This is a genomic window from Microcystis sp. MC19 (assembly GCF_003019735.1).
In the GTDB taxonomy this organism is placed as follows: Bacteria; Cyanobacteriota; Cyanobacteriia; order Cyanobacteriales; family Microcystaceae; genus Microcystis.
This window is the reverse complement of sequence record NZ_CP020664.1, coordinates 991,429-1,016,982: the sequence shown is the minus strand read 5'-3', so window position 1 is coordinate 1,016,982 and position 25,554 is coordinate 991,429. Positions and strand designations below refer to the sequence as shown.

The following is a 25,554-nucleotide window of genomic DNA, read 5'->3' as shown; positions in this document are numbered from 1 at the left end:
CTTTTTTTGTCGATAAAATTCTTAAGAAAATCCTCTAACATTTCTATCCTCGCTAGACTGGATCCTAGGGGTGTGAACTAGCTTTTTACTTTTTACTTTTTACTTTTCACTGTCAAAAATATGGCTATTTATAGTGAATTACCCACAGGACAACGTCTCTATCTCGATAATCAAGGGCTGCAGACGATTGTAACCCTCGCTAGTGGTGCGGTGGGACAACAACAGCAGTCTAGCAGTAGTTTTGCTACGGGAGTTTGGACAAAAGAACCCCAAATAGAGATAATTCCCCAAGGGGCGATTATTGAAATTATCACTGAAACCGGACCCCACAGAATCCAAATTCAAGGAAGCAGTATCAGTTTTTCCTCTCCTCATACCTCTGGAGTTTCTCAGTCCTCTCAATCGACCACTGCTACCAGTTTCTCCTCCTCACCGATGCAACCAATGCAACCAATGCAACCGATGCAACCGATGAAAATGGGCAATATGTCGATGAATTTTGCCCCTATGGAAATGGAGATGGGAGATATGAAAATGAGTATGGGAGACGCAAAAACCGTCAGTAAAACGCGATTTTGTAGTCAATGCGGGGCAAAAGTAGCAGCAACTGATCGCTTTTGTAGTAGCTGTGGTCATCAGTTACAGTAATAGGCAGTGAGCTAGATAGGTAAAACCTGTTTAGCTAGATTCACAAGGCCTTTTGTGGCAAAATTTTGTCTATATTGGCTAAATTGATCCGCAGAGGGGGAACATACCCCCTGTCTGGTTTTAATCCGAACTGAGGTTAACCACAGCTAATTCTAATCTTGGCTCTTCCCTTTCTAGCTCCTTTTTGCTAAAACTTAACACCTCATCTAGACAATCAATTACCACCGTATCCCCTTCCATAAAAGCTTGTTCGAGAATTTTTGTGGCTAAAGGATTCTCTAACTCCCGTTGGATAGCGCGTTTTAAAGGTCGCGCACCGTAGGTGGGATCGTAACCAACAGTAACGATATGGTCTTCTGCTGCTGCGGTTAATTCCAGATTGATTTTTTGTTCTGCTAATAATCTTTCCAGACGCTGTAATTGCAGACGAACAATGTAACGCAATTCTTCTTTTTTCAGGGTGTGGAAAATAATTAAATCGTCGATACGATTCAAAAATTCGGGACGAAAATGACTCCGCAAAGCTGTTAAAACCCGTTTCCGCATCTCCTCATAATCGGCATCTTCGGAAACATTTAAAATATGGTCACTGCCAATATTACTGGTCATGACGATAATCGTATTCCGAAAATCCACCACTCGCCCCTGAGAGTCGGTAATGCGCCCATCGTCAAGCACTTGTAATAAAATGTTAAAAACATCCCGATGGGCTTTTTCCACTTCATCCAATAAAACCACAGAATAGGGACGACGACGCACCGCTTCCGATAGTTGTCCCCCTTCCTCGTAACCCACATAACCCGGAGGCGCGCCGATTAACCGCGAAACCGCGTGTTTTTCCATGTATTCCGACATATCGATGCGAACCATGGCTTCTTCGGAGTCGAACAGTAACCCCGCCAAGGCCCGCGCTAACTCGGTTTTACCCACTCCCGTGGGTCCCATAAATAGAAATGAACCAATCGGACGGGAGGGATCTTTCATTCCTGCGCGTGCGCGTCGAATCGCCGCTGCTACTGCCGTGACCGCTTCATTTTGTCCGACCACTTTTTTCTGTAAATGAGACTCCAATTCTAATAATTTTTGTCGTTCCGATTCCATTAAACGATTGACGGGAATTCCCGTCCAACGGGCAACTATTTCGGCAATATCGGCATCGGTGACTTGCTGTCTTAATAGGGTTGCCCCGGCAACTTGAATAGTTTCTAGTTCTTTTTCTTTTACTTCTAATTCCCCTTGTAAAATTTCCAGTTTGCCATACTTTAATTGGGCCGCTTTATTGAGATCATAAGCTCGTTCCGCCTGTTCCACCTGTAGGCGCAATTGTTCTTCTTCCTCTCGCAATAATTTAATTTCCTCGGCAATATGTTTTTCTGTTTGCCATTGGTCAGCGAGAGGCTTTTGTTTACTTTCTAATTCCTCAATTTCTTCGATAATTCTTTCTAAACGCTCTTGAAAAGCTCGATCTTTTTTCTCCTCTTTTTCTAAAGAGAATTTTTCCATCTGTAACTGCATTAAGCGACGATCTATCATTTCCAAATCGGCGGGTTTAGTGGTACTTTCTACCTCTAATTTTGCCGCCGCTTCATCGACTAAATCGATCGCTTTATCTGGTAAAAAGCGATCGCTAATATAACGATGGGATAGGGTAGCTGCTGCCACTAGGGCCGAATCGGTAATTGTCACCCCATGATGCAGCTCATAACGTTCTTTTAAACCCCGGAGAATCGAGATAGTATCCTCCACGGAAGGTTCCTTAATATAAACCTGTTGAAAACGTCTTTCTAAAGGGGGATCCTTTTCAATATGATTGCGATATTCATCTAAAGTTGTCGCCCCAATACAGCGCAATTCTCCCCGGGCTAACATAGGTTTTAATAGGTTGCCCGCATCCATCGATCCCCCTTCCCTAGAACCCGCACCGACAACAGTATGTAGTTCGTCGATAAAGAGAATAATTTGCCCTTCTGATTGGGTCACTTCTTTCATGACTGACCGCAATCTTTCCTCGAATTCGCCTCGATATTTTGCCCCAGCGATTAAACTTCCCATATCGAGGGAAATTAACTGACGATTTTTCAAAGATTCGGGAACATCTCCGTTAACAATCCTTTGGGCCAATCCTTCAGCAATAGCGGTTTTTCCTACCCCCGGTTCACCGATTAAAACCGGGTTATTTTTAGACCGTCGCGAGAGGACTTGTACCACCCGTCGAATTTCTTCATCGCGACCGATAACCGGGTCTAATTTGCCTTCTTTGGCCGCCGCTGTTAAATCCCGGCCATATTTATCTAAAGCTTCGTATTTTTCCTCTTGATTGGGTTCAGTAACCTTTTGAGTACCGCGAATCGCTTTGATGGCTAATTCTAAATCTTGGGGGTCAAGATTGAAAGTGCGTAAACATTTCCGGCCAACCCTTTCATCTTCGGCAAAACCGACGAGAAGATGTTCGACGGAGATAAATTTATCTTGCCAACTTTCCCGGGATGCTTCCGCTCGATCGAGCAGCAGATCGAGACCACGACCTAGGTATAATTGATCGACGATGGCCACTTTTGGCTGTCGGTTGGTGAAGACTTCTAGCTGTTGTTGCAGTCGGGGAATTTCTATATTAGCTTTTTGTAAAATCCGGGTGGCTAGACCGTTATTCTGCTCTAGGAGGGCAATAATAACGTGTTCCACCTCTAAGGTCTGATTTTTGAAGCGTCGCGCAATTTCTTGCGATTTAACGATCGAATCCCAAGCTTGTTCGGTAAATTTATTCGAGTCTGTGGGTTGCATTCTGCACCAATGAGGAAAGCCAGTGTCAGAGGTATAGTATAGCAAGGAGTCTCGATCGATCACAAAGTTCCAGACTCGACAAAGGGTCTGACTGGAAAGAGGGTGTGGGGTGTAGGGTGTGGGGTGTAGGGTGTGGGGAGAATAAATAAAAAAGTCTCCTATCTCCTATCTCCTGACTCCTATCTCCTGACTTGAAAATAGAAGCTGAAATAAGGCAAATTCGTCAATCATACTAAATCCGTTGAGCATAGGCCACATATCAGGAGAGGCACTCCTGCGAGTGAAGTGACTCTCAAATTATTACAGATGCGTCAGCGGCTGCGTGTAAGCATCCCACCGAAAAACTAATGCGCTCCGGGGTTTGGGGGGTAGAACCCCCCAAAAGCTTGGATTGAGTAATCAGATCTGAAGTAATACTAAATCCGTCGAGTATAGGTTACATATCAGGAGAGGCACTCCTGCAAAAGGGGGAATAAATAATCAGTTTTTAATAACCGGATTTAGGATCAGAATATTTTCATGCTTGACGGTGTAACTTGTTGCATCGGGACTGACTTATTTATCACTATTACCCAATTGGGTTAAAGCAGTCCCGGTGAGGCGACAAATTTGCCACTCTTTGAAGACCTTAGCCCCCATTTTTCCATAAAAATCGATCGCCAGTTGATTCCACTCTAAGACAGTCCATTCTAAAAGTCCTGCATCCCTAGCGACGGCAATTTTAGCCACAGCCATTAGTAAAGCTTTGCCGATCCCTTGACTGCGATAATCGGGTAAAACGAAGATATCTTCGAGGTAAATCCCCGGTTTAGTCAGAAAGGTGGAATAATTAGCAAAAAATAGAGCAAAACCGACTATTTTACCCTCTACCTCCGCCACCAATGCTTCGATGTAGGGTTTTTCTCCGAATAAATGCTCGCCTAAAGCTTGACTATTTCCTGTCATTAAATGGCTGAGTTCTTGATAGGCCGCTAAGGCAACAATTAAGTCAAAAATAGCCTTGACATCGGTAGCAACGGCAGCACGGATGGAATAATTCATGATTGCTAGTCAAAATTTTAATGCTGATGATGTTTATGGGGAGATTCAGCAGGGGGAGAATTAAGATTGGAAAAATGACCGTTATTTAATCCCATCCCAACGCTACCAATACTGAAAAGTCCCATGGACACAAAACCGGCTGCAATTGTCCCCATGGCCACGGTTCCAATGGAAACTACTCCCATAGGAACAATACCGATGGAAATAACGCCCATGGGAACAATACCAATGGAAATTATACCAGTGGGGGCAATACCGATCGACAACCATTTTCGCCCGGAATTACCACAACTATTCTCTTTTTCTTGACCTAGATTGGAATCCATGCTTTTAACCCCGAAGATGCTTTGAGCCTTACCATACTAGGTTAGGGGTAGAATTCTTGTCAAAAGACCAGTAGTCAAAATGAAAGTTAATTTTTTATAAAAACTATTGACTTTTCATCTTAGTTATGTATTGGCGGGATACCAGCCACGTCGAGAATTTTTGGGACTAAATCCTCCCGTTTAATCGCCATGATGTGGACACCTTGACATAACTGCTGGGCTAATTTTATTTGTTCGGCGGCGATTTTGATGCCTTCTTCGAGGGGATGGGGTGCGTCGGCGAGTCTTTGAATGATCTGATCGGGAATTTGTACCCCTGGCACATTTTTATTTAAAAATACGGCATTTTTAGCTGATTTTAACAGAAAAATCCCCGCTAGAATCGGTTTATCGGCCAGGGAGGCCACCTGTTGCATGAACTTATCAAGACAATCGAAATCCGTAACTAATTGACTTTGAAAAAACTGCGCTCCCGCTTCGATTTTACGCTCAAAACGGCTTTGAAGACCAGACCAACTTTTTGACTGCACATCGACGGCAGCCCCGGCAAAAAGCTCTAGGGGTCCATCAGGTAAAGATTTATCGTTAAAGTCAAAACCTTTATTTAATTTATCGATTAATTTTAACAAACGTACCGATTCTAGGTCAAAAACTGCCCTAGCTTTGGGATGATCTCCTGCTTTGACGGGATCTCCGGTTAAAGCTAGTATATTTCTCAATCCCAAAGCATGAGCGCCCATGAGATCTGCTTGTAATCCGATCACATTGCGATCGCGACAGGCCATTTGACAGATGGGTTCGATGTCGTGTTGATAGAGAATAGCGGAGGCAGCCAGAGAGGACATTCGCACTACGGCGCGACTGCCATCGGTAATATTAGCCGCATGAACGCGATTTTTTAGCCAGAGGGCCATTTCTAGCATATGACTGGTATTACCACCTTTCGGGGGAGTAATCTCGGCTGTAATCAAAAATTCTTGGTCTTGAACCGCGCGTTGTAAACGAGTAGTCATCGAGTTATCTAGGTTTTAACCATAAATTTTATAGCAGATTTAGCCCGGAAATGACTCGGAGGCAAGGAATGATCATCGGGCTGCGTGCTTTATACTGGTCAGTGCCAGTGCTTGGCTGATATCAGATGAGTTAACTGGCAGGAAAAATTTTCTAATGTAGTATAATACACGGACAGTTTAACCAAATTCGTTTACAAGTGTAAAGGACAACCGATTCGATCGAGCGATCATGCAAACTCTTTCTCGTTTACCTACTAAAGACAAAGCCGTAATCATGACCCATCCCCTCAAAATCGTCGCTTTAGGAGATAGCCTTGTTTATGGCTATGGCGACCCCGTGGGTGGCGGTTGGGCCGAGCGCCTACGTCGTTTGTGGATGGAAAGTGCCGGTCATGCCCTGTATAATTTGGGGATTCGCGGCGATCGAGTGGTACAAGTGTCCGAACGTTTAGAACAGGAATTTCGTCTCAGGGGAGAAATTCGCAATCGTCTCCCCGACCTGATTCTTCTCTCCGTCGGTGTTAATGATACAGCCCGTTTAGGCCGGCCCGATGGTCGTACCTATACCGATCACGATCTTTTTCAAACTCAAATCGAACATTTACTCGGCAGGGCCCGTTCTCTTTGTCCGGTTTTGTTTATAGGTATGATTCCCGTGGATGAGCGGAAAATGCCCTTTTTAGATTGCTTTTACTTCAACCATCGCGATCAGTATTCTTTTAAAGAAACCACTAAACAAGCTTGTCTAGAGCAAAATATTCCCTATCTGGATTTATTTGATCTCTGGATGAACCGGGGTGATCTGTGGTGCCAAGAAAGATTAATGCAAGATGGACTTCATCCCAATGTGCAAGGCTATCAATCAATTTTAGAGGATATTTTAAACTGGTCGCCCCTCACCTCCTTTGTCGGTGTGGATGGTTTTATTCAACCGTTCACAGGAATTGCACAAAAGTGATGTCCTCTGTTATCAGTGGATCTAGCGGCGTTACAGAAACCAGAAGAGCCGGTAAAGAAACCGGTCAAACCCTGTTAGTCTAAACTCCAGAGCTGAGAAACGCTGTAAGTCTTACATTATGGCTTGTTTCGGGGCATAAAACGCTCAAAAACATGGCTAAAGAGGGAATCGCTGACTCTAGAGATTAATGACATCGATGATCAGGTTAGCGATCGCTATACAGCCAACTCTACGGAATCGCTCCACTCTAGATATAGTCAACGGTACGGCCCTTTTCAAGGAGAAATATACCCAGTGGCTGCTTGTCAATTTTTTCTGAGAAGCTTCATGCAGTAAGGGTTTTGTCAATTACTTTCTCAGAAGTAATTCTGAGAAAGTAATCTCCGTGAACCGAGAATCCCCTTGCCTTTGGGCAACGGCAGTGTCAAAGGCCGCTACTTCTTGGAAAAACTTCCCCGGAATCGTTTCCCTACCAGGAAAATCAGCCCTAAAATGCCCAGACTTAACGGGTTCATCGTTGAGGATTCGGGAACCGGAATCGCCCCACCGTCGGCGGTGAGTTCCAGATCGACCTCCTTACCGAAATCTCCTAGATCGTAGTCAAAGGTAAGATCGGGCTTGAAATTGGAGCCAGAGACCGAGAAAGTACCGGAACTTCCAATTTGAGGCAAATAACCATCAAAAATTCCCGAATCCTGGGAATCGGTGATGATGCCTCCCTGAACTTTGAGCAACAAAGTGCCTCGTTGGTTATCAAGAATAAAAGGACTATTAAGGTCGATGCTGAAGGTTCCGTCGCTAATAGCAAAATCGAGGGAATCATCATCCCAGTTGACAGTACCATCACCCGTACTGGTAATATCTAAAAACTGTCCTGAGTTCAGAATCGCCCCCGTATCGGGATCGGTGACGGTAAATTTAATCGGGTCTTTGCCTACCGCACACCCGCTCCCACGGACAAAATCCAACTTGAATCGCGGACCCCAGATCACGCCTCCGAAAGGTAATCGGATTCTTTGTCGGGCTGTCACTCCGGTGTAACTATTAGCACAAGCCGTTTCCCCGCGTTCCAAAGCGCTCGCTGTCCCAGAAGCATTAATCAATCCCGATACTGTTCCGACTCCAAGACTATTGATCTGCGTATAGCTGGACTTCCCCGTTGACAAAAAGCCATAAGCTGTGCTGTAGAAGGGATTAAGAGAATTTACGCCGCCCCGTTACTGGGTACAAATCAGGGAAACTCCCAATAAATCTAACGCTTTTTGTTGCAGTTGGGTCGGTCGAGTTATCTTAGAAAAACGATAACTTCCCTCTCTAATCGTACATTCCACTGTATTCAAGCAAATTGTCCCCAAGTCTTCCAACAAAGTCCGACAACTATGCACAGGAAAGTTCTCTTGATTCCGTTTTTTTCTCTCCTTAGATTGCACCGATTCACTCCGACTCGCCTTAATCACATTCAGAGAACCATCATCAATTTCTTCATCCTCAAATAATAAAGGAGCCAAGCACTGTTTTAAATGCCATTCCACATAATAAGCCAACATACATAAAAAGATATGAGCTTTGACTCTATCACCCTTATAATGATAGATAGGACGTACCTTTAAATCAATTGACTTATAACAGCGAAATGCCTCCTCCACTTGAGATAAACTTTTATAAGCTTTAACCGTCGTCGCTGCATCCATCAAGGTTGACTCCAGAGAAGTTCTTAACACATACACACCATCCAAGGCCGTTTCTTGAGCGATTAATTCCCGCTTACGCTGATCAGAAAAGCCTTCTTCTGTTATCTCTAGGTTATAGTATTTATTGACCTTAAACTGATTAAGAATCTTGCCCACTCTCAAAGCTATCTTATCTTGGCCATTTAAAGCTCTTTTCTCCCTTTGAGTCGCCTGAACAATCAAATCTAGTTCCTTCTCTACCGCTTCTAATAATGCCTCTCTTTGTAGTTGATTTTTCTGGGCTATTAAGGGATTCCGACAAGCAATTAATCTTTCTTCGGGATAATCTTCACTCTCAAATTCCACCAAGTTTACCTGATCAAATAATCCTAATTGAATCACTTCCACCTCAGCCAGTTTCCGAATTTGAGGCTTAGTTAAACCAGTAATATAGTCTAATCCTTCTATCGGTTTTACTAATTCCTTGATTTTCGAGTTAGTTAAAATTCCTCTATCACTTACCCAGACCACATTCTCAATCCCCCAACCCTTTCTGACTTTCTCAATTTGTCCGCTTAAAGTAGCACCATCTGAAGTGTTTCCTTCAAATACTTCTACCGCTATCGGACAACCCTTAGCTGAACAGAGCAAACCAAACACTATCTGAGTTTTCCCCTTCTTTTTATCTCGATTATACCCATATTTTCCCAGTTCACAACCATTTCCTTCTAGGTAGGTAGAAGTGACATCATACAAGACTAATGTTCCTGATTCTAAGTGTTTAATTGCTAGGTGCTTCTCAATTTTCTCTTGTTTTTCTAATAACCAATCTAAGGCGTTATATAATTCGTCTTCATCGCCTTTCTCTAAGTCTAACAATTGTCCTAAACTCTGACTACAAGTCTCACTATTAAACCCTCTCGCTGTGGCTAGTTTCGATTTAGGATTGATGATTCTTGCCACAATCATCGCCACCACTAAGTTTCTGATTCGTGAGGATTTTTCACTGATTATTTTATCTAAACCCAATTTTTTAATCGTCTCTAAAATAGCCATTACATGACCATGAGGAAGACTTCTAATCACTTCAAAATGATTGGGAATGCCTTCATTCATGGACAGTGTTGCTCCTTTAAGAGCCAGTTTCAGATTTTCGATAATATCATCGGGTAATTTTGAGAGATTGGCAAGGGTTCTTTTTTTGACTTGATCTCCTTCTCGGTAGGATTCTCGAAGAAGAACAGCGGGGGGAGAATTACGGTTAGGAACTTTTTCTATATACATGGCTATCATTTTAGCAAATGGAGAGAATTCTTGTCCATTAAGAAATGTTACAAATTACATGGGTACATTAAGAAAAGTTAAGGGGGTGCATCCATTGATGGATAAGGGTTTTCGGCTATTATAGTATATATGTATGGGGGAAGTTCAGGTATAGGAACTAGCGGTAGCCGATGCCAACCCTCTGGAAACACTCACGGAGTCGAAACGGGTCCAAGGAGGGCCGAGGGGATAGGAGAGATTCACATAGCTGGAGAATGCTGCCGGTGGCGAGACGTAAGGAGAGAAAGCAAAAGCACTTCCCCCGTCGAATCCCCGGACGAGAGGAGTCGTGTTTCCCCCGACACTAAAGCTAAAACCGTGGGTAATGCTGTAGGAGGTGGTGGTTTGTGCAAGAACTGAAGTACTAAGTCCGAAAACTACCCCAGTACCCAAAACGACTGAAAAAACGGTTCGATAAGATGTAGTCATCATAAGCAATAGAATTCCTGTGTTCAAGTCAGGGCCGATGATATTCCTTAATGATGCTGAATGTTCCCAGAAGTTTATGTTAATTTTTGTGTAGCTGTTGAGGAGACATAGTGCGCTGGATAAACATACTAGCTATGGCTAAAAGTCTTACAGAGCCTGAGTTAAAGCAATATAACACTAATGAACTACTGAGTGCAAAATCCTGAAGTCTTTACGCAAATAGGGTTTGAGTCCAGGATTTTTAAATTTGGACTTTCGACCATTATAGCTTGTTTCGGGGCAGAAAACGCTCAAAAACACGACTAAAGAGGGAATCGCTGACTCTAGAGATTAATGACACTATCTGTTACAATCAGGTCGGCGATCGCTATATAGCCAACTCTACGGAATCGCTCCACTCTAGATAGGGCTTGCTGAAAAAGTTTTTCGTGGGGGCAGAGTGTGGGCTTCGGCCATGAGCTCAGTGTTCGACAAAAGCTCACGCGGCTCGACTGAGCGTTCGACAAAAGCTCACCCCGAAGTCTCGCCGAACGTCCGAGGTCTGAACGGGTGTGGGGTTTTACCCATTTTCAGGGGGTCAATTACCTAATTTTCAGGGAAAAAGTGCCTAATTTTTCCCCCCGATCACTGGAAGGGGTAGCACTTTTTGATTTCAAAAAAGCCTAAACATATTATCCAACAAGGTTTTTAGATTTATTCAGCCAACCTTAGATATAGTCAACGGTACGGCCCTTTTCAATGGGAAATATATCCAGTAGCCGCCTGTCAATTTTTTCTGAGAAGCTTCATGCAGTAAGAGTTTTGTTGATTTTTTAGTATTTCTGTATGGGGGAAGTCCAGTTATTATCTTTCTCAATCTATAAGAATTTGCCAAGGGAAATTCTTTAGGAAATTCTTGTAGATTGAGGATCGTTCTGGAACCAGCATCAGCTTTCTAGCTAATTTGGGGCCAATTAGCGGCAATTTAGCTCTGATGGCCTGAGAATAACTTTTCTAAAGCTTCCTTCAGGGTTGGTTCCATGACAATTTTATTTTGATAAGCAACTGTTACTCTAGCGATTGTCGGGACACTATTTTGGTCTGCCACTAGATACAAAGGTTCTACATAAAGCAGCGATTGTTCAATGGGAATAATTAATAGGTGTCCCTGCAAAACTTTAGAACCGTCTCGATTCCAAAGGGAAATCTGTTGAGAAATATCTGGATCTTGGTTAATTAAAGCCTCAATTTGATTCGGTCCGTACACTAACCTTTGTTTAGGAAATTGATAGAGTAATAACTTACCATACTCTCTATCGTCTGAACGCGCTGCCAACCAAGCGATTAAATTTTGCCGACTAGAGGGAGTATAGGGATGGAGGAGAATAAATTCTTCTTTGTCGGCATCGGGCAGTTTCATGATTAAATAATAGGGTGATACAGCCTGGGGTTCCGTGCCGTAAATTTCTAGGGGAATTTCCCATTGATCCTCCCGATTATAAAATACTTGCGGATCGGTCATGTGATAGGTTAATAATCTTTCCGCTTGGGTACTAAATAAATCTTCAGGATAACGGATATGACTGCGGATAGTTTTCGGCATTTCTGCTAAAGATTTAAAGAGATGAGGAAAGATTTTACTCCACGTCTGAATAATTGGATCATTTTCATCGGCAACATAGAAATTCACCGTTCCATGATAGGCATCCACTACCACTTTCACCGAATTGCGAATATAGTTAAATTTATCTTTCCCGGGGTCAGAATAGGGATAGCGATCACTGATAGTATAAGCATCGATAATCCAATGTAATTTACTACTACTATCGCCCACATCTGCCGCTACTAAATAGGGATTGCGATCATAATTTAAAAAAGGGGCGATAGTTTGCACGCGATTTTGGATATCACGACGCATTAATAGCCGAGTTTCGGGAGTAAAATCTTGGCTAAATAACATTTGCCAATCCCGCAGATAAAGGGCAAATAGCCAACGTCTCCACCCCTTCCCAATTAGGATCCCTCCCTTACCATCGTAGGTATGATAGACATTTCCATCCCCGCTAGGAAAATCCAATTCTTCTACAGTGGTGGGAGTCATCACATAATTATTAGTTAATTCCCCGTAGTAAATGCGGGGTTTACCAATGGGAATGCTATAATCAATTAATTCGCTAGAGGTTTGCAGGGCCCCTTCGTCTTTATTTGTGCCGATATCTTTGACAAAATAGTAGGGTAAACCCCCGGCAGCCACTAAATTAACCGGGGAAAGAGTGAACCCATAACCGTGGGTATAAACTAGATGTTTATTCACCCAAGTATTAGCAGTAGTGGGAACCGCACTATAATCTAATTCTCTAGCGGCAATAATGGTCTGTTGTTTTTCGGATATTTGACGTTCCTCGATTTTTTCAGGCAGTCCTACTCGCACTCGATAGCGATCGATATCAGCATCGGGGAATTTATAATATAAGCGAATTTGCTGTAATTGTCGGTTAGTTTCTAGCAGTGGTTTGGTGTCCCAAAGACGAATATTATCGATAGTTAGATGATTTCTCTCTAAAACTTCGGCATTTAATTCGGCCTGTGGATCGAAAACTTGGGCATCAATTCTATCTAAGGAAAAAGCCGCTCTTGTGGATTGAATACTTCTTTCAATATAGGGTCTTTCTCTCACTAATTCATTCGGTTGTACGATTATTCTTTGTAATCCTCCACTGATAATTGTGCCACTGATCCAAACAATTAAATATAGAAATACAGGAACTAAGTAGGGGAAAAATAACAACTTTTTCTTGGCGATTTTGTGTAATTTGCGACGGTTTATTTTACCAAATAATGCTTTTTCTCCTAACCATATAGAGGTTATTGCTGCAATAATTCCCAGAATAATTTCAATAAATTGACCAACATGAGCATCGATATAACCTGCACCATAAACTACTCCTTCGGGAGAATAAAGTAGCAGGTAACGCTGAATAATATGGTGTAATACTAGCAGCCCCATTAACCCACTCCACAGAGCGTATAAATGACGCAGTTGCGGACGGGAAAACCCCTGGAATTTTCCCTGAGAAAGACTATCACCTGAAAAAAGATAGGTTAAACTAACGGCAAAAAGAGTATATATTCCCACACCACTGAGCCATAATTCTAGTAACTGCCACAGGGGTAATTGAAAGATGTAAAAACCTAAATCATTCCCGTATTGAGGATCGTTAATATTGAAAGGAACACCATAAAAATATTTTAAAAAATTCGCCCACTGCCCAGCAATAATGAAAGATAGCGTTACAGTGAATACTATAGATATTATTCGCAAAAAATACTCGGTTTTAATTAATAATCCCAAGACTAAAAAAGCGATAATTACCCCTTGCCAAAGATTACTGGAAATATCGGTTAATACTTGCCTAATCCAAACTATTTGCAGAGGAGAACTTAGGGAAGAACTGAGGTTAGGGAGATTAAAATCTGGTGTCCAGAGACTGAGGGCTAGTTTACTGTAATACAATAACATTGACCCGATCCAAGCTCCAATTCCCGTTGCGATAATCAAAAGGCCGAGTAAATTAATACTAGGAGATTGAGGACTAAGAGGATAACTATCTTCCTGGGGTTTTTGCCAACGAAAACGCTGGGCTAAACGTAAATTTGTAAAAATAAAGAGTAAAGAAAGAATCGCACTTCCCCAACCTAATCCTAGTTGCCAAGATAATTGCTTCAGGAAAGTGTTTAAATAACCCATCTCGGTAAACCAGAGGCTATTGGCTACCACTAATACCCCCAACTGCCCGATCACAAGGCAGCCGAGAAAAAGTAAAATAGGTTTAGCGATCGAGCTTCGGTTATGTCTGATCAGCATAAATAAAGTGATAAGGGAGAGTCTTTTTTTATTCTAGCGATTCTCGTCGGGTGCATCTCACATTTACAGAAATCCGGAAAATCAGCAATTAGTCAGTGACTCTTAAATTATTACAAATATATCAGCAGCTGCGTGTAAGCATCCCACCGAAAAACTAATGCGCTCCGGGGTTTGGGGACGGCGCTTGCGTCCCCAACGGGGGGTTTGGGGGGTAGAACCCCCCAAAGGCTTGGATTGAGTGATAAAATCAGAAGTAATGACTAATTTTAGCAGAGAGTTTCCCTTTAAAAATTCCAACTCAGTAGATTGACAAAAATGAGATGCAGCCTTCTCGTCTCTCCCTGCTGCTTTTTCTTAATTTAAAGATAAACTTAAGAAACTATAGCTAGGTTAGGGCAATAATTTCGCTTAAAGTCAGCAATTTTAGCTAGGATTAGCAGACTGGAGTATTTCCCGAAAAATCCTGCGTCGATAGGAAGGAGATTCATTACTCATATTCCATAAAGTTTCGTAGAAAAAGAAAGAAACGCCAAAATTTTCTTGTCTCGATTTTTCCACTTGTTGAGTAATATTAACCATCGGAATCGGACGACCTTTTAAACCAGATAAAATCCCAATAGCTACGGGAATAGATTCTCTAGCTTGCTGTAATTCTGGTTGGGATAATTCCCAGTCAAAGGCGTTCATATCAGTTCGATACACTTGCACTATTAATTCATCAATCAAGTTTTTTTGCTGCCATTTTTGCCAATCTAAAAGATAGGATTCTAGGGAGAAAGTGTAGGGATTAGGAGATAGGGAAATAATTGCTTTAGGTTGCTGCTTTTTAATCGTCTGGGCTAAACTATTCATATAGTCAGTAATTTTATCGGCCCGCCATTGAATCCATGCTTTATCTTGGTAATCTTGCGGTGGTAATGCTCCCGAATGTTCCCTTTGATAGAGTTTAATTGTGGTTTCATCATAGCCAAAATCGGCGGGATAACCAAAATGGTCATCAAACTGAATTCCTTCTATATCGTAGTTAGTAATAATCTCGCTGACTAAATCGGTAATAAAGTTTTGTACTTGCGGATGTAAGGGATTTAACCACACCCGTTGATGCACTTTTCCTTCCCACCAAATTACGCTTTTATCCTGTCTTTGGGTTAACCAATCGGGATGTCGTTTGGCTAATTCTGAATCCGCAGGAGCCATAAAACCAAATTCAAACCAGGGAATAATTCTTAATTTTTTCCGATGACCTTGGCTAATTATTTCCTTTAAAAAGTCGCGATTTTTTAAAGATTCATGGGGATCGATCGCTCGTCCCGTGACTTTTTCTGCTACCTTAGAAGGATAGAGTGTATAACCCCAATTCCAGACCGTGGGATAAATAGTGTTAAAGTTTAAATCGGCTAACCTATCAAGGGCATCTTTTAGGGTTTCTGGGTTAAATAATACCTCACTATCGATATTAGTTAACCAAACTCCACGAATTTCGGGGTTTTCTTGGGTTTGATTGGTGGATTGTGCGGGATAATTAAAGGTTATCGTCATGATACAAGCAAAGATAATTAAAAATATTAACCAGCTTATTTTTCCGTATCTTTGACTATAAATCACCAAACTATCGGCGAAATTATTAAAGGTTTTACTGATTCTATTCATAATGGGAAGTGGGAATTATAAATTATAAATTATGAATTATGAATTGGGGAAAAGGGAGAAGGGAGAAGGGAGAATGGAGAAGGGAGAATAAATAAAAATAATCTCCTGCCGACCGCCTCCTGACTGCTAAAATAACTAAATTATCTCTCTAAATTGCGAGGATCTAGAGAATCGCGTAAACCATCACCGAGTAAATTAAAAGCTAAAACGGTGAGAATAATTAACAAAGCAGGCGGCCAAATTAACCAGGGTTGTAGAACAATAATTGAGGCATTGGTAGCCAGAGAAAGCATATTTCCCCAACTAGGATCTGGCTGTTGAATTCCCAAACCAATTAAACTTAAAACCGATTCGGCCACGATAAACCCCGGCACGGCTAACGTAGCAGAAATAATGATATAACTGGCAGTTTGGGGCAGCACATGACGCAGAATAATATAAAGGGGTTTTGCTCCCATAGCTTTGGCTGCCTGAATAAATTCCTGTTCTTTCAGGGATAAAACTTGACCGCGAATTACCCGCGCTAATCCCGACCAACTGATAAAAGAAGTAATCAGGACGATTAATAAAAAGCGCTGGGTGCTGGTTAATCCTGCGGGTAAAACGGCCGCTAGGGCCACGAGTAAATATATGCCGGGGATAGTCATTAAAACTTCCACAAAACGCATTAAAATACCATCTAACCAACCGCCAAAATAGCCAGAAATGCCACCGACAAATAAACCGATAGGGAAAGAAATTAAAATCCCGACCAAACCGATAAATAAACTAATTCTGCCTCCGAAAATCAGGCGACTAAAACTATCGCGTCCCGATTCGTCAGTTCCCAATATATTGATTCTACCATCGCCGATCACCCCGAACAGATGGAGATCAAAAGGGATACCGGGGAATAAAGTTACTTCCTGCCATTTTGGCGGCAAAGGTAGGCGAATTTGACCGAAATTATAGGTTTCACCCTGAACAAAGAGACGCAGCGGCAAGGGGTTGTTAAAATCTCTCATTAGCTTCCGCTCACCAGTTTCTATATTAATAGCACTTTGAGTGGTGGGATAGACGTGGGGGCCAATCCACTCACCCTTGTTACTTCCCGACTGGGAGCGCCAAAAGATTTCGGTGGGGGGTAGGAGAGACTGACCGGGTTGGGAGGAGTAGGGAGAGTAGGGAGCGACAAAATCCGCCGCCATTACGCTTAAATAGAAGATTAACAGTAAAACTGCTCCCCAACGAGCGAGAGGATTATCTTTGAGTTTGTGCCACCAGTCCATAGGCGATGAGGTCAATAGGAGAGTTAATCTTTATTTTGTCAGTTTGATTGCTACAATTTATCATACCAACAAAAAAGCTGTCTAATGTTTATCAACCCCCTTGTTTATGAGAAATCTCCTGTCTATCGTCAAGATTTTGAGACAGCGCAACCGTTTAAGCATTTGGTCATCGATAATTTTTTAGTTGGGGAGCAAGCGCAAATTTTGCTGGAAAATTTTCCCAGTTTTAATCCGCAAAAAGCCATTAGTGAGCTAGGAAAAGTTGGGGGGAAGGCAGTTAATGAGGATTTAATCGGTTTGGGGGGTGTTTATCAACAGTTTGGCCGCTACGTTCAAGCTCAAGAGTTTTTAGAGTTAATTTCTCAATTAACCGGTATCGATAATTTAATTCCAGACCCTAGTTTTTATGGGGGTGGAACCCATGAAAATTTACACGGTCAAGAATTAGACCCTCACATTGATTTTAACCTCGATGAGCGTCACTGGTATCATCGCCGCTTGAATTTATTAATCTACTTAAATCCCCAATGGCAAGCAGATTGGGGGGGGAATCTAGAGTTACATTCCAATCCTCGTCAACCAGAAGAAAATAAGATTAAATCTTTTGTACCTATCTTTAATCGTTGTCTGATTTTTGAAACCAATGAACATTCATGGCATGGATTTTCTCAGATTAACTTACCAGAAAATCAACGGCATTTATCCAGAAAATCTCTTTCTATCTATCTCTATACCAAAGAACGTCCTATCGAGGAATTATCGCCATCTCATACAACTTTTTACATCCCGCGCCCGCTGCCAGAAAATATTCAACCCCATCAAGTTTTAAGCGCGGAAGATTACCAACAAATTAAAATTTTATTGAAAAGACGGGATGATTTAATTCGTTTTTATCAAGATAGAGAACTGAAAGAATCTCAGGATTTAGTTAGTTTAAAATCCCATATTAAGCGCTATCTATCTCTCCAATACCCTCGCCTATGGCAAATCATTAAAAGTTTGCCTCGTTGGTAAAAGTGACCTGAGAAAAAAATCCCTACTTTCCAATCAGAAAAAGTAGGGAATAACCAAAAAAACTAACTGGGAACTTAACCTAATAACTGGGTAGCACGCACAGTTAAAGCATTGGCAGTTAAGCCATTATAGGCCATAATTTCCCCGGCGCTGGCGGTGGTTTCTCCCCGTTTCCAAGCGAAGACATCCCGAGGCGCATTACTGCGTAACATAATCGGTTCTAACATGGCGCTTGTACCACCGGTTACTCCGATTAAAGCATCACCAGCAAAGAGACTATCAAAACCAGCATCATCGAGGAAATTATTATCCGCTTCCGAGCTAGTTTCACTCATCACATCGCTAGGACGGTAGAGACGACGGGGATTAATTACCGAGACAATTTTAACCCCGATTCCCGCCGCTTCTAACTGTTGTGCAGACTCAAATACTGGTAATAAAGTCATATCACCAATGACGGCAAAAACGACTTTTTTACTGCCTTCCGATTCGTGGAGAATTACGCCGCCTTTTTCCAAAGCTTGACGAGTTTGCTCAAAGGTGGTTCGCACCGGTAAAGGCGATTTACTAGCGGTGATTGTAATGCCTTTATTGCTGGTTCCTAAGGCCCATTCATAACAGACTTGAATACTGTTAGCATCGCAGGGAAAGAGAGGAAAAATATTACCATTTCGCATCATAGCGGCGAAATAATTTTCAATCTCTGGGCGTTGGTGTGTCCAACCATTACGTCCTTGCTCTAAGGCTCCAGCGGTGAATAAAGTAATAGTAGAAGGGGTAGGACGACGTAATTCGGCCATCGCTTGGGTTACAGTCTGCCAAATCGGTAAACCATTGATAGCAAAAGACTCGTAGGAACACCATAAAGTCCGCGCTCCCAAGAGAGATAAACCCACGGCTAATCCGGCACAGGCATCCTCGCTTAAAGGCTCATAAACTTGACCATTAGGTGCTTGGAAATAGGTATCATCGCTGGTGGGGTGAATAATCTTTAACCCGACGTTAATATTATTAATTCCCGAAGCGGCATTACCATCAGCATTAGTGACAACAAAATTGGGGTCAGCTTTACCCACAGCTACCACTAATTCCCCCATGGCAGTGGTGGCCACTTTTTTATCGCCACCCACAGTATATTCGGTCATCGGTAAGGTTCCTAAATCCAGCAGCGGGAGGACTTTTTCCGTCACCACTGTTTCTGCTGCTGGACCACCTCCAGAGCGCTCGAAATTAGTACGAACAATTGCCCAAGCTTCCGGGGGTAAAGCGCGTTCCTGTAAGGCACTAACGATATAATCTTTTTCTAAAGAATCGCCGGGATAAAGATTATGGGAAGCCGCTCCCCGTTTGTGAACTCCCGCCCCTTTAAGTTGTTTAATAATGATCACCGTTAGTTTACCACCTAGAGCTAATTGGGCGGCTTTATCCGTGGCCATTAACACCGCTTTCATGAACTCCAGACGCTGGTTAAAAGAGAATTTGGTGCTATCTACATATTCCCCATTTTGATTAGCATTATCAAAGTCTTTGGCATTAATGAGAATCACTTCCTCGAAACCATTACCGCGCCAATAGGCTTCCATTTCGGCATTAGTTTTCAGGGAAACCATGCTATGGTGTTCTTGGGAATAGCCATTCCAGACTAAAATCGGCAGAAAATTAGTAATTTCTGGATAAGCAGTGTGAAAATGACCAAAACTACTCATAATGTAGGGTTCTCCTAAACCACCATCCCCGATAGTCACAGGGAAAAGGGTATTAGGGTGTAATTTGGCCGCCGCCATGGCAAAATGTTGGCCTTGGCCCAACGGACCGGCCGGCCCAAGAAGTCCGGGGATTTGTCCGGAAAGATGCCCTAAAAGTCCGTGTTTTTCCCGAAAACGTTCTCCCAATTGGGTGACGTTGCTGATGCCCATGGCTTCCAGAGAGCGATCGAGAAAGACGTTACTATAAAAACCGGGGGCATGATGGCCCACTTCGGTGAAAATATTTTTCTGGCCTAACATCATCAAAGAGGCAATCACGTCGGCAGCGCTGGCAAAACCGCCAGGGTGTCCCGATTCTTTGGTAGCGGTGATTTGTAGGGTGAGGTAACGCAAAGCATCGGCTGCTAGGAGGGTTTGATAGATAGCATTTGGGTCATTAGCGTCACTAATAGCGGTTTTTCCCTCAGCAATAGCGGCTTTTCCTGCATATTTATCAAATTCGGGTAAGGAAGCCCCAAAATATTTTATCCCTTGACAAAAATCGGGAATTGTGCTAGTAGCTGTCATAAAATTAATATACCCCTTTACATACAGGCAATCGTTAACACTATCTTACAGTTAGCGGTAACTCTCGATAGATGCGATATTAGAGGGGGTTTCCATAGGCGATCGACTATTTGTGTTACACTGATCGCCAATGTTAACAATAAAATTAATCCTATTGATCATGTTAAATAGCAGCCAATCACAGCATTTAATCAGCAAATCACTGCGTTATCTATTAATTATCGGCACTATTGCCCCTCTAACTTCCTTAGAGGCTCGCTCAGTCCAAGCCACTCCTCCGAGTAGTGCTGCACCCCCTAAAGAAGCGACCGCCCCTATCCCCGCCCAAAGCAAAGATTACACCCTGGGAGAAGGGGATAAAGTGCGCGTCACCATCTACCAAGTGGCGGATTTAAGCGGCGATTTCCTTGTTTTAGCCGATGGAACCCTAACTTTACCTCTGATTGGTAGCGTCAAAGTGGAAGGAATGACCGTCACCGAAGCCGGCCAAACCCTGGCTAAACGTTACACCACCTATCTCAAGCGTCCCGTGGTTACTGTTAGCGTTCTCACCCCCCGGCCCCTGCAAATCGCCATCGCGGGGGAAGTCAATCGCCCAGGTACCTATACAATTAACCCCGAACAAAGCCAAAAAACGCCCCTATTGACCGAAATAATCCGGCAAGCAGGGGGAGTGACTACGGTGGCCGATATTGGTCAAGTTCAAATCCGACGCAACCTCAAGGGACAAGAACAGCTAATACAAGCCAATCTCTGGCAATTAATCCAAAAAGGCGATACAACCCAAGATATTAGCCTCAGAGATGGCGATAGCATCGTTATTCCCACTAAAACGACCCTTAGCGTCGGGGAAGTCAATCAATTGGCCGATGCCAATTTTGGACTAGATAGCGATCGAGAAATTAATGTTACTGTGGTGGGAGAAGTTTATCGTCCGGGGTCCCATCGTATTGTCCCCACTGCCAACAATAACAATAATAATAATAATGACCTAGATCGCGGCGGCACCAGGAAACCGGCCCGACTAACCCAAGCTATCCAACAAGCGGGAGGCATCAAACCCCTCGCCGATATCCGACAGGTGCAAGTGCTGCGTTATACTCGTGACGGTTCCCAGCAGAAAATCCCGGTAGATCTCTGGAGTTTGCTCGATAAAGGTGATATGACCGGCGATATCTTTCTTCAAGAAGGTGATACGGTGATTATCCCCACCGCGACTGAAATCTCGGCCAAGGAATCGGAAACCCTAGCATCGGCCAGTTTTGCCCCTAAAACCATTAACGTGAAAGTGGTCGGGGAGGTGAAAAAACCGGGGATAATTGAAGTTCCTCCCAATACCCCTCTCAATCAGGCAATTTTAACCGCAGGAGACTTTGATAAGCGTCGGGCCAATCAGTCCACAGTGGAATTAATTCGTCTCAATCCTAACGGAACCGTCACCAAAACCTCAATTAACATCGATTTTTCCCAAGGTATCAACGAGAAAACTAACCCGATTCTCCGCAATAATGATGTGGTTGTGGTTCATCGTAGCAATCTGGCCTCTGCCACCGACACCCTCGGCACGGTTTTAAGTCCCTTTACTGGTCTGACAGGCCTCTTCAACGGATTTTTAAATCTTTTCCGTTAAAAAAGTTTACTTTAACCCGATGTCATTGGCTAAGTAATCGAGCTAATAATAGATATAGAAACGGCGAAAAGTCGTGAGCGGTCACGGCTTTTCTGCTCGATAGACTCAGGAAAGAAAACTATGATTTTTCTCCTTACTCTAGCCCTAATCTCCCTGTCGATTAGCTACAATGTTCAAGGCGAAATAATTAGCCTCAGTACCCGCTTATTAGGTCTTTTTTGTGGCTTGTTAAGTTTGTTCTTTACACCCCTAACGGTAAAAGTTTTTATTCTTGTCACCCTAGTCCTCTTCTACTGGGATTTTCAGCCCTAAACCCGACTAAAAACCCGGGCATACCTCACCCATCAAAAAAACTGTTATGCAAAAACGCTATCTCGGTCAGACTAATATAGAAATTACTCCCCTTCTCGTGGGTACTTGGCAAGCAGGAAAAAAGATGTGGGCAGGTATTGAAGATGAGGAAAGTATTAAGGCTATTCGTGCCGCTTTTGAGGCAGGAATTACCACTATAGATACAGCCGAAATCTACGGGGAGGGTCACTCGGAATCCATTGTCGCTCAAGCTTTGACCGATGTGCGAGAACAGGTAATTTATGCCACCAAAGTCTTTGCTAATCACCTCAAATATGAGCAAGTTGTCGCAGCTTGCCACCGCTCTTTAAAAAACCTCCAAACCGATTATATTGATCTTTACCAAATTCATTGGCCTAGTGGCTCATGGAACACGGAAATAGTGCCTATTGCTGAAACTATGTCCGCTCTTAATTATCTGAAAGCACAGGGAAAAATTCGCGCTATCGGGGTTTCCAATTTCTCCCGCTCTCAACTGGAAGAAGCCAGTCAATACGGCAGAATTGAGAGCATTCAACCTCCCTATTCTCTCTTTTGGCGCTCGGTGGAAAAGGAAATTATGCCCTATTGTATAGAAAATAATATTTCTATTCTGGCCTATTCTCCCCTTGCCCAAGGTTTATTAACAGGAAAATTTAGAAATGGTTATCAGTTGGCAGCGGAGGACCATAGAATTAAAAATAAACTCTTTCATGGCGAAAACTTTCAGAGGGTACAAGCGGCTTTAAATCAATTAGAACCGATTGCTAACCGCTATAATTGTTCCCTAGCTCAATTATCTCTTGCTTGGTTAATCAAGCAACCTCAAACTAATGCAATTGCTGGGGTAAGAAATGCCGCTCAAGCAGTTAATAACGCTCAAGCAATGACAATTAATTTAATCCCAGAAGACCTAAAATTAATTGATAATATCGGTAAACAGGTAACTGATTTCTTAGATGATAATCCTGTGCTGTGGGATTTTTAAAAATTATGCAGCAGTTATCCTAAGGGTGAAGACAGAAGTTTTGGTTAATTCTCAGGAAAAAGCCTGTATAATGACAGCTATAGTCCGATTCTTACCGCAGGATTATACCTATGGCTAAATCGAAAAAACACAATCTGCAATGGATTAAAGAAACCCTCGACTTAAATCCAGATCATAACTGGAAATCTAGTCCGGGTAACAGTATTTTTGTAGCTGGTCGCGGTGCAGTTCGCTTTGAAGTTCCTCAAGATTGGCATTTTGAACCCGATGATAATTCCTTTCGTTTTTTAGATAGAAAACCCCCCGATGATGATTGTCGTTTAGAGGTTTCCTATAATTTACTTCCCCCCGGAGATTGGAAAGAATTACCCCTAAAAGGAATGGTCAAAAAGTTAGCTCGTGAAGATAGCCGCAATCCTCACGAAATCGGCGAAGTTATCCAAGAAAAACGTCAAACTGTCCGCATTGTTTGGGTGCAAATTCAATTCATCGACCCCCAAGAAAATCGTCCCGCTTATTCGCGCATTGCCGTGGGTATTGGTTCTGGGGTTCAATGTTTAATTACTATGGATTATTGGGTCGATGATGCGGACAAATTCACCCCCGTCTGGGATACGGTTATCTCCTCGCTGGTGTTAGGTTTATACATTCGCGATCCCCGCAGCGGTTTAGCTTTCCCCGACTAAAGGTAATAGCAATTTTGCAGGAAAATTTCCTTGACAAAAAACCTTAATTGTGATAATAGAAAAATCAATCGCTCGACTTGCGTGAGGATAGCTGCCAGTCCCCGCGTTGACGGGATGTGCAGGAAAGCAAGAGGGACTCAGACTTAAACGCAAGCTATGACCTTGAGGAATAGTGATAAAAGTGGCCTGCATGACAATATTTAGGGGTGATTCGGGATTATTTACCCGTTTATAACCCTGAGTGATATTAAAAACCCGACCATCGGGGGTAACTTGAGAAACCACCGCGCAGATATCGAAACTAACCGCGTCTGCTTGACAATAACAATCCAGACGGGGACTACCCAAAATCGTTAAATCTTTCTCTAGGGGGGGAGAAGTGTAGGTAATCACATCACTGCGACAGTCTAGCATGGTGCGATCAAATATTCCCCCCAGTAGGGCGCTATGACCTCCTAAAGATGGCACTGGTCGCCAAGGATCGTGAACTATGGTATCCTCGATCGCAGGTTCTAACAAAATCGCGCTTAATTTCCCCTCATCCTCGCGCAGATTGGCTAAACCTTGACTAGCAAGATAATAAATTTGCTGATTTTCTCTGGGAAACTTCTCCAGATATCGCCATTGATTAGACCCCATTTGAAATAGATACATAGGAGGATTTTCAAATAACTCCGTTTCCTGACCTTTTAAGAAATAATCAAACCATTGCAGCTGCATTTTATCCACAGGACTAATTGCCTGTTGACCATAATCTATCTCTCCTACTTTTCTCCCCCAGGGTAGATGAGTCCAAGCACCAATAATTAGTCGTTGGGGATAGATAGAACGCGCTTGCATTTCTTGGTATAAACTCAAAGTTCCCCGGAGATGAGGATCGAACCAACCCCCGATATGTAACATCGGCAAATCGATATTTTTTAAAAAGTGTTGCGGTGATAAATTTTGCCAATAGTCATCGGGAAGATAACGAGTAATCCAATCGTGATAAAAAGAATCGGCGGCTAAATCCTGTAAAATTTGGGGATAGGCAGCAATAGGATCAAAAAGGGGTAAATTTCGGGAAGCTGCCCAGAGTTTTTGGTAGGCAGTTTCTTCCCCTTTTAATCTAGCTGTTTCCGCAGCTAATTGTATTGCCCAAGCGAGATTATATTGTAAATTAAATGCTTCATTTTCATAGGCCCAATCTCGATATAAATCATGAGCAATCATCGCCGGACAAATAGTTTTTAAAGCGCTATGACCATTGGCAGCGGCATATAATTGGGTCATTCCCTGATAGGAAAAACCATACATTCCCACCACACCCGTATTATTAGGAATAGTTAAAACCCATTCAATGGTTTCTAATCCGTCCCTAATTTCATGGGCAAATAAATTAAAATTTCCCGTCGAGTTTCCCCGGCCCCGGACATCCTGAATTACCACAATATAACCCTGACGTGCATACCAGCTAGGATGGGCATAAACCACCGTAGAAGCGATCGCTTTTCCGTAGGGTTGTCGCATTAGTAAAATGGGAAAAGATTCCCTACTATCGGGACGATAAATATCGGCAACTAAACTAATTCCATCTCTGGTGATGAAACTGACCGTTTCTTTTTTTACGGGGTAGGGATTAAGCATTATTATCTCTGTCAAATAAAAAATAGTGTTGAGTCACTCAATTTAAGATTACTTTC

18 protein-coding genes are annotated in these 25,554 nt (G+C 42.7%); 6 read left to right on the top strand and 12 right to left on the bottom strand.

All coding sequences use genetic code 11. The annotated features are described in order from the left end of the window. Positions 1-120 precede the first annotated feature (120 nt). Positions 121-648 carry a zinc ribbon domain-containing protein gene (locus B5D77_RS05205; protein ID WP_106908407.1) on the top strand — a complete coding sequence of 176 codons (528 nt, stop codon included), beginning with the start codon at positions 121-123 and terminating at the stop codon, positions 646-648. A gap of 120 nt (positions 649-768) precedes the next feature. Here B5D77_RS05205 and clpB read toward each other — a convergent pair whose 3' ends face one another. The 4 genes from clpB to B5D77_RS05185 all read right to left on the bottom strand — a co-directional run bounded on the left by clpB (position 769) and on the right by B5D77_RS05185 (position 5,809). After that, on the bottom strand, positions 769-3,429 hold the full coding sequence (gene clpB / locus B5D77_RS05200) for an ATP-dependent chaperone ClpB (protein WP_106908406.1): 2,661 nt from the start codon (positions 3,427-3,429) through the stop codon (positions 769-771). 555 nt (positions 3,430-3,984) lie between these two features. Then, positions 3,985-4,470: a GNAT family N-acetyltransferase gene (locus tag B5D77_RS05195; protein ID WP_008198452.1), complete on the bottom strand. Its 486-nt coding sequence runs from the start codon at positions 4,468-4,470 to the stop codon at positions 3,985-3,987. A 17-nt stretch (positions 4,471-4,487) separates the two neighbouring features. Beyond that, entirely contained in the window at positions 4,488-4,796 is a 309-nt protein-coding gene (locus B5D77_RS05190) for a hypothetical protein (protein ID WP_002781238.1), read from the bottom strand. 119 nt (positions 4,797-4,915) lie between these two features. Further along, positions 4,916-5,809: a methylenetetrahydrofolate reductase gene (locus B5D77_RS05185; RefSeq protein ID WP_008198449.1), complete on the bottom strand. Its 894-nt coding sequence runs from the start codon at positions 5,807-5,809 to the stop codon at positions 4,916-4,918. Positions 5,810-6,038: 229 nt separating this feature from the next. Between B5D77_RS05185 and B5D77_RS05180 the strand changes: the two genes are divergently transcribed. Continuing rightward, a complete protein-coding gene (locus B5D77_RS05180; protein ID WP_008198446.1) occupies positions 6,039-6,767 on the top strand; it encodes a GDSL-type esterase/lipase family protein in 729 nt (242 codons plus the stop codon). 434 nt (positions 6,768-7,201) lie between these two features. On the opposite strand, the gene B5D77_RS05170 is transcribed toward B5D77_RS05180, so the two are convergent. The 6 genes from B5D77_RS05170 to B5D77_RS05135 form a co-directional block, all read right to left on the bottom strand. Next, the gene (locus tag B5D77_RS05170) at positions 7,202-7,870 is read right to left on the bottom strand and encodes a hypothetical protein (protein WP_106908405.1); all 669 of its coding nucleotides are present in this window, start codon (positions 7,868-7,870) and stop codon (positions 7,202-7,204) included. Positions 7,871-7,984: 114 nt separating this feature from the next. Continuing rightward, positions 7,985-9,721 carry an IS1634 family transposase gene (locus tag B5D77_RS05165; RefSeq protein ID WP_106908404.1) on the bottom strand — a complete coding sequence of 579 codons (1,737 nt, stop codon included), beginning with the start codon at positions 9,719-9,721 and terminating at the stop codon, positions 7,985-7,987. A gap of 144 nt (positions 9,722-9,865) precedes the next feature. Then, entirely contained in the window at positions 9,866-10,192 is a 327-nt protein-coding gene (locus B5D77_RS25730) for a hypothetical protein (RefSeq protein WP_159036941.1), read from the bottom strand. Between the two features lie 961 nt (positions 10,193-11,153). Beyond that, the gene (locus tag B5D77_RS05150; RefSeq protein ID WP_106908402.1) at positions 11,154-14,033 is read right to left on the bottom strand and encodes a UPF0182 family protein; all 2,880 of its coding nucleotides are present in this window, start codon (positions 14,031-14,033) and stop codon (positions 11,154-11,156) included. Positions 14,034-14,456: 423 nt separating this feature from the next. After that, a complete protein-coding gene (locus tag B5D77_RS05140; protein WP_008198434.1) occupies positions 14,457-15,683 on the bottom strand; it encodes a glycoside hydrolase family 10 protein in 1,227 nt (408 codons plus the stop codon). Between the two features lie 140 nt (positions 15,684-15,823). Further along, positions 15,824-16,951 (bottom strand): ABC transporter permease, encoded by a 1,128-nt coding sequence (locus tag B5D77_RS05135; protein ID WP_106908400.1) that lies wholly within the window; start codon positions 16,949-16,951, stop codon positions 15,824-15,826. 84 nt (positions 16,952-17,035) lie between these two features. Between B5D77_RS05135 and B5D77_RS05130 the strand changes: the two genes are divergently transcribed. Further along, positions 17,036-17,965: a 2OG-Fe(II) oxygenase gene (locus B5D77_RS05130; protein WP_008198430.1), complete on the top strand. Its 930-nt coding sequence runs from the start codon at positions 17,036-17,038 to the stop codon at positions 17,963-17,965. Positions 17,966-18,039: 74 nt separating this feature from the next. Here B5D77_RS05130 and B5D77_RS05125 read toward each other — a convergent pair whose 3' ends face one another. Beyond that, positions 18,040-20,238, bottom strand: coding sequence for a transketolase (locus tag B5D77_RS05125; protein WP_106908399.1), 2,199 nt, complete (start codon positions 20,236-20,238; stop codon positions 18,040-18,042). 130 nt (positions 20,239-20,368) lie between these two features. Between B5D77_RS05125 and B5D77_RS05120 the strand changes: the two genes are divergently transcribed. The 3 genes from B5D77_RS05120 to B5D77_RS05105 all read left to right on the top strand — a co-directional run bounded on the left by B5D77_RS05120 (position 20,369) and on the right by B5D77_RS05105 (position 23,872). Next, a complete protein-coding gene (locus B5D77_RS05120; RefSeq protein WP_008198426.1) occupies positions 20,369-21,868 on the top strand; it encodes an SLBB domain-containing protein in 1,500 nt (499 codons plus the stop codon). 358 nt (positions 21,869-22,226) lie between these two features. Then, positions 22,227-23,186, top strand: coding sequence for an aldo/keto reductase (locus B5D77_RS05110; protein ID WP_106908398.1), 960 nt, complete (start codon positions 22,227-22,229; stop codon positions 23,184-23,186). Between the two features lie 110 nt (positions 23,187-23,296). Next, positions 23,297-23,872, top strand: a complete 576-nt coding sequence (locus B5D77_RS05105; RefSeq protein ID WP_002741242.1) for a hypothetical protein — start codon at positions 23,297-23,299, stop codon at positions 23,870-23,872. Here B5D77_RS05105 and B5D77_RS05100 read toward each other — a convergent pair. Next, positions 23,855-25,498 carry a CocE/NonD family hydrolase gene (locus B5D77_RS05100; protein WP_106908397.1) on the bottom strand — a complete coding sequence of 548 codons (1,644 nt, stop codon included), beginning with the start codon at positions 25,496-25,498 and terminating at the stop codon, positions 23,855-23,857. The genes B5D77_RS05105 and B5D77_RS05100 overlap by 18 nt on opposite strands. Positions 25,499-25,554: the final 56 nt, after the last annotated feature.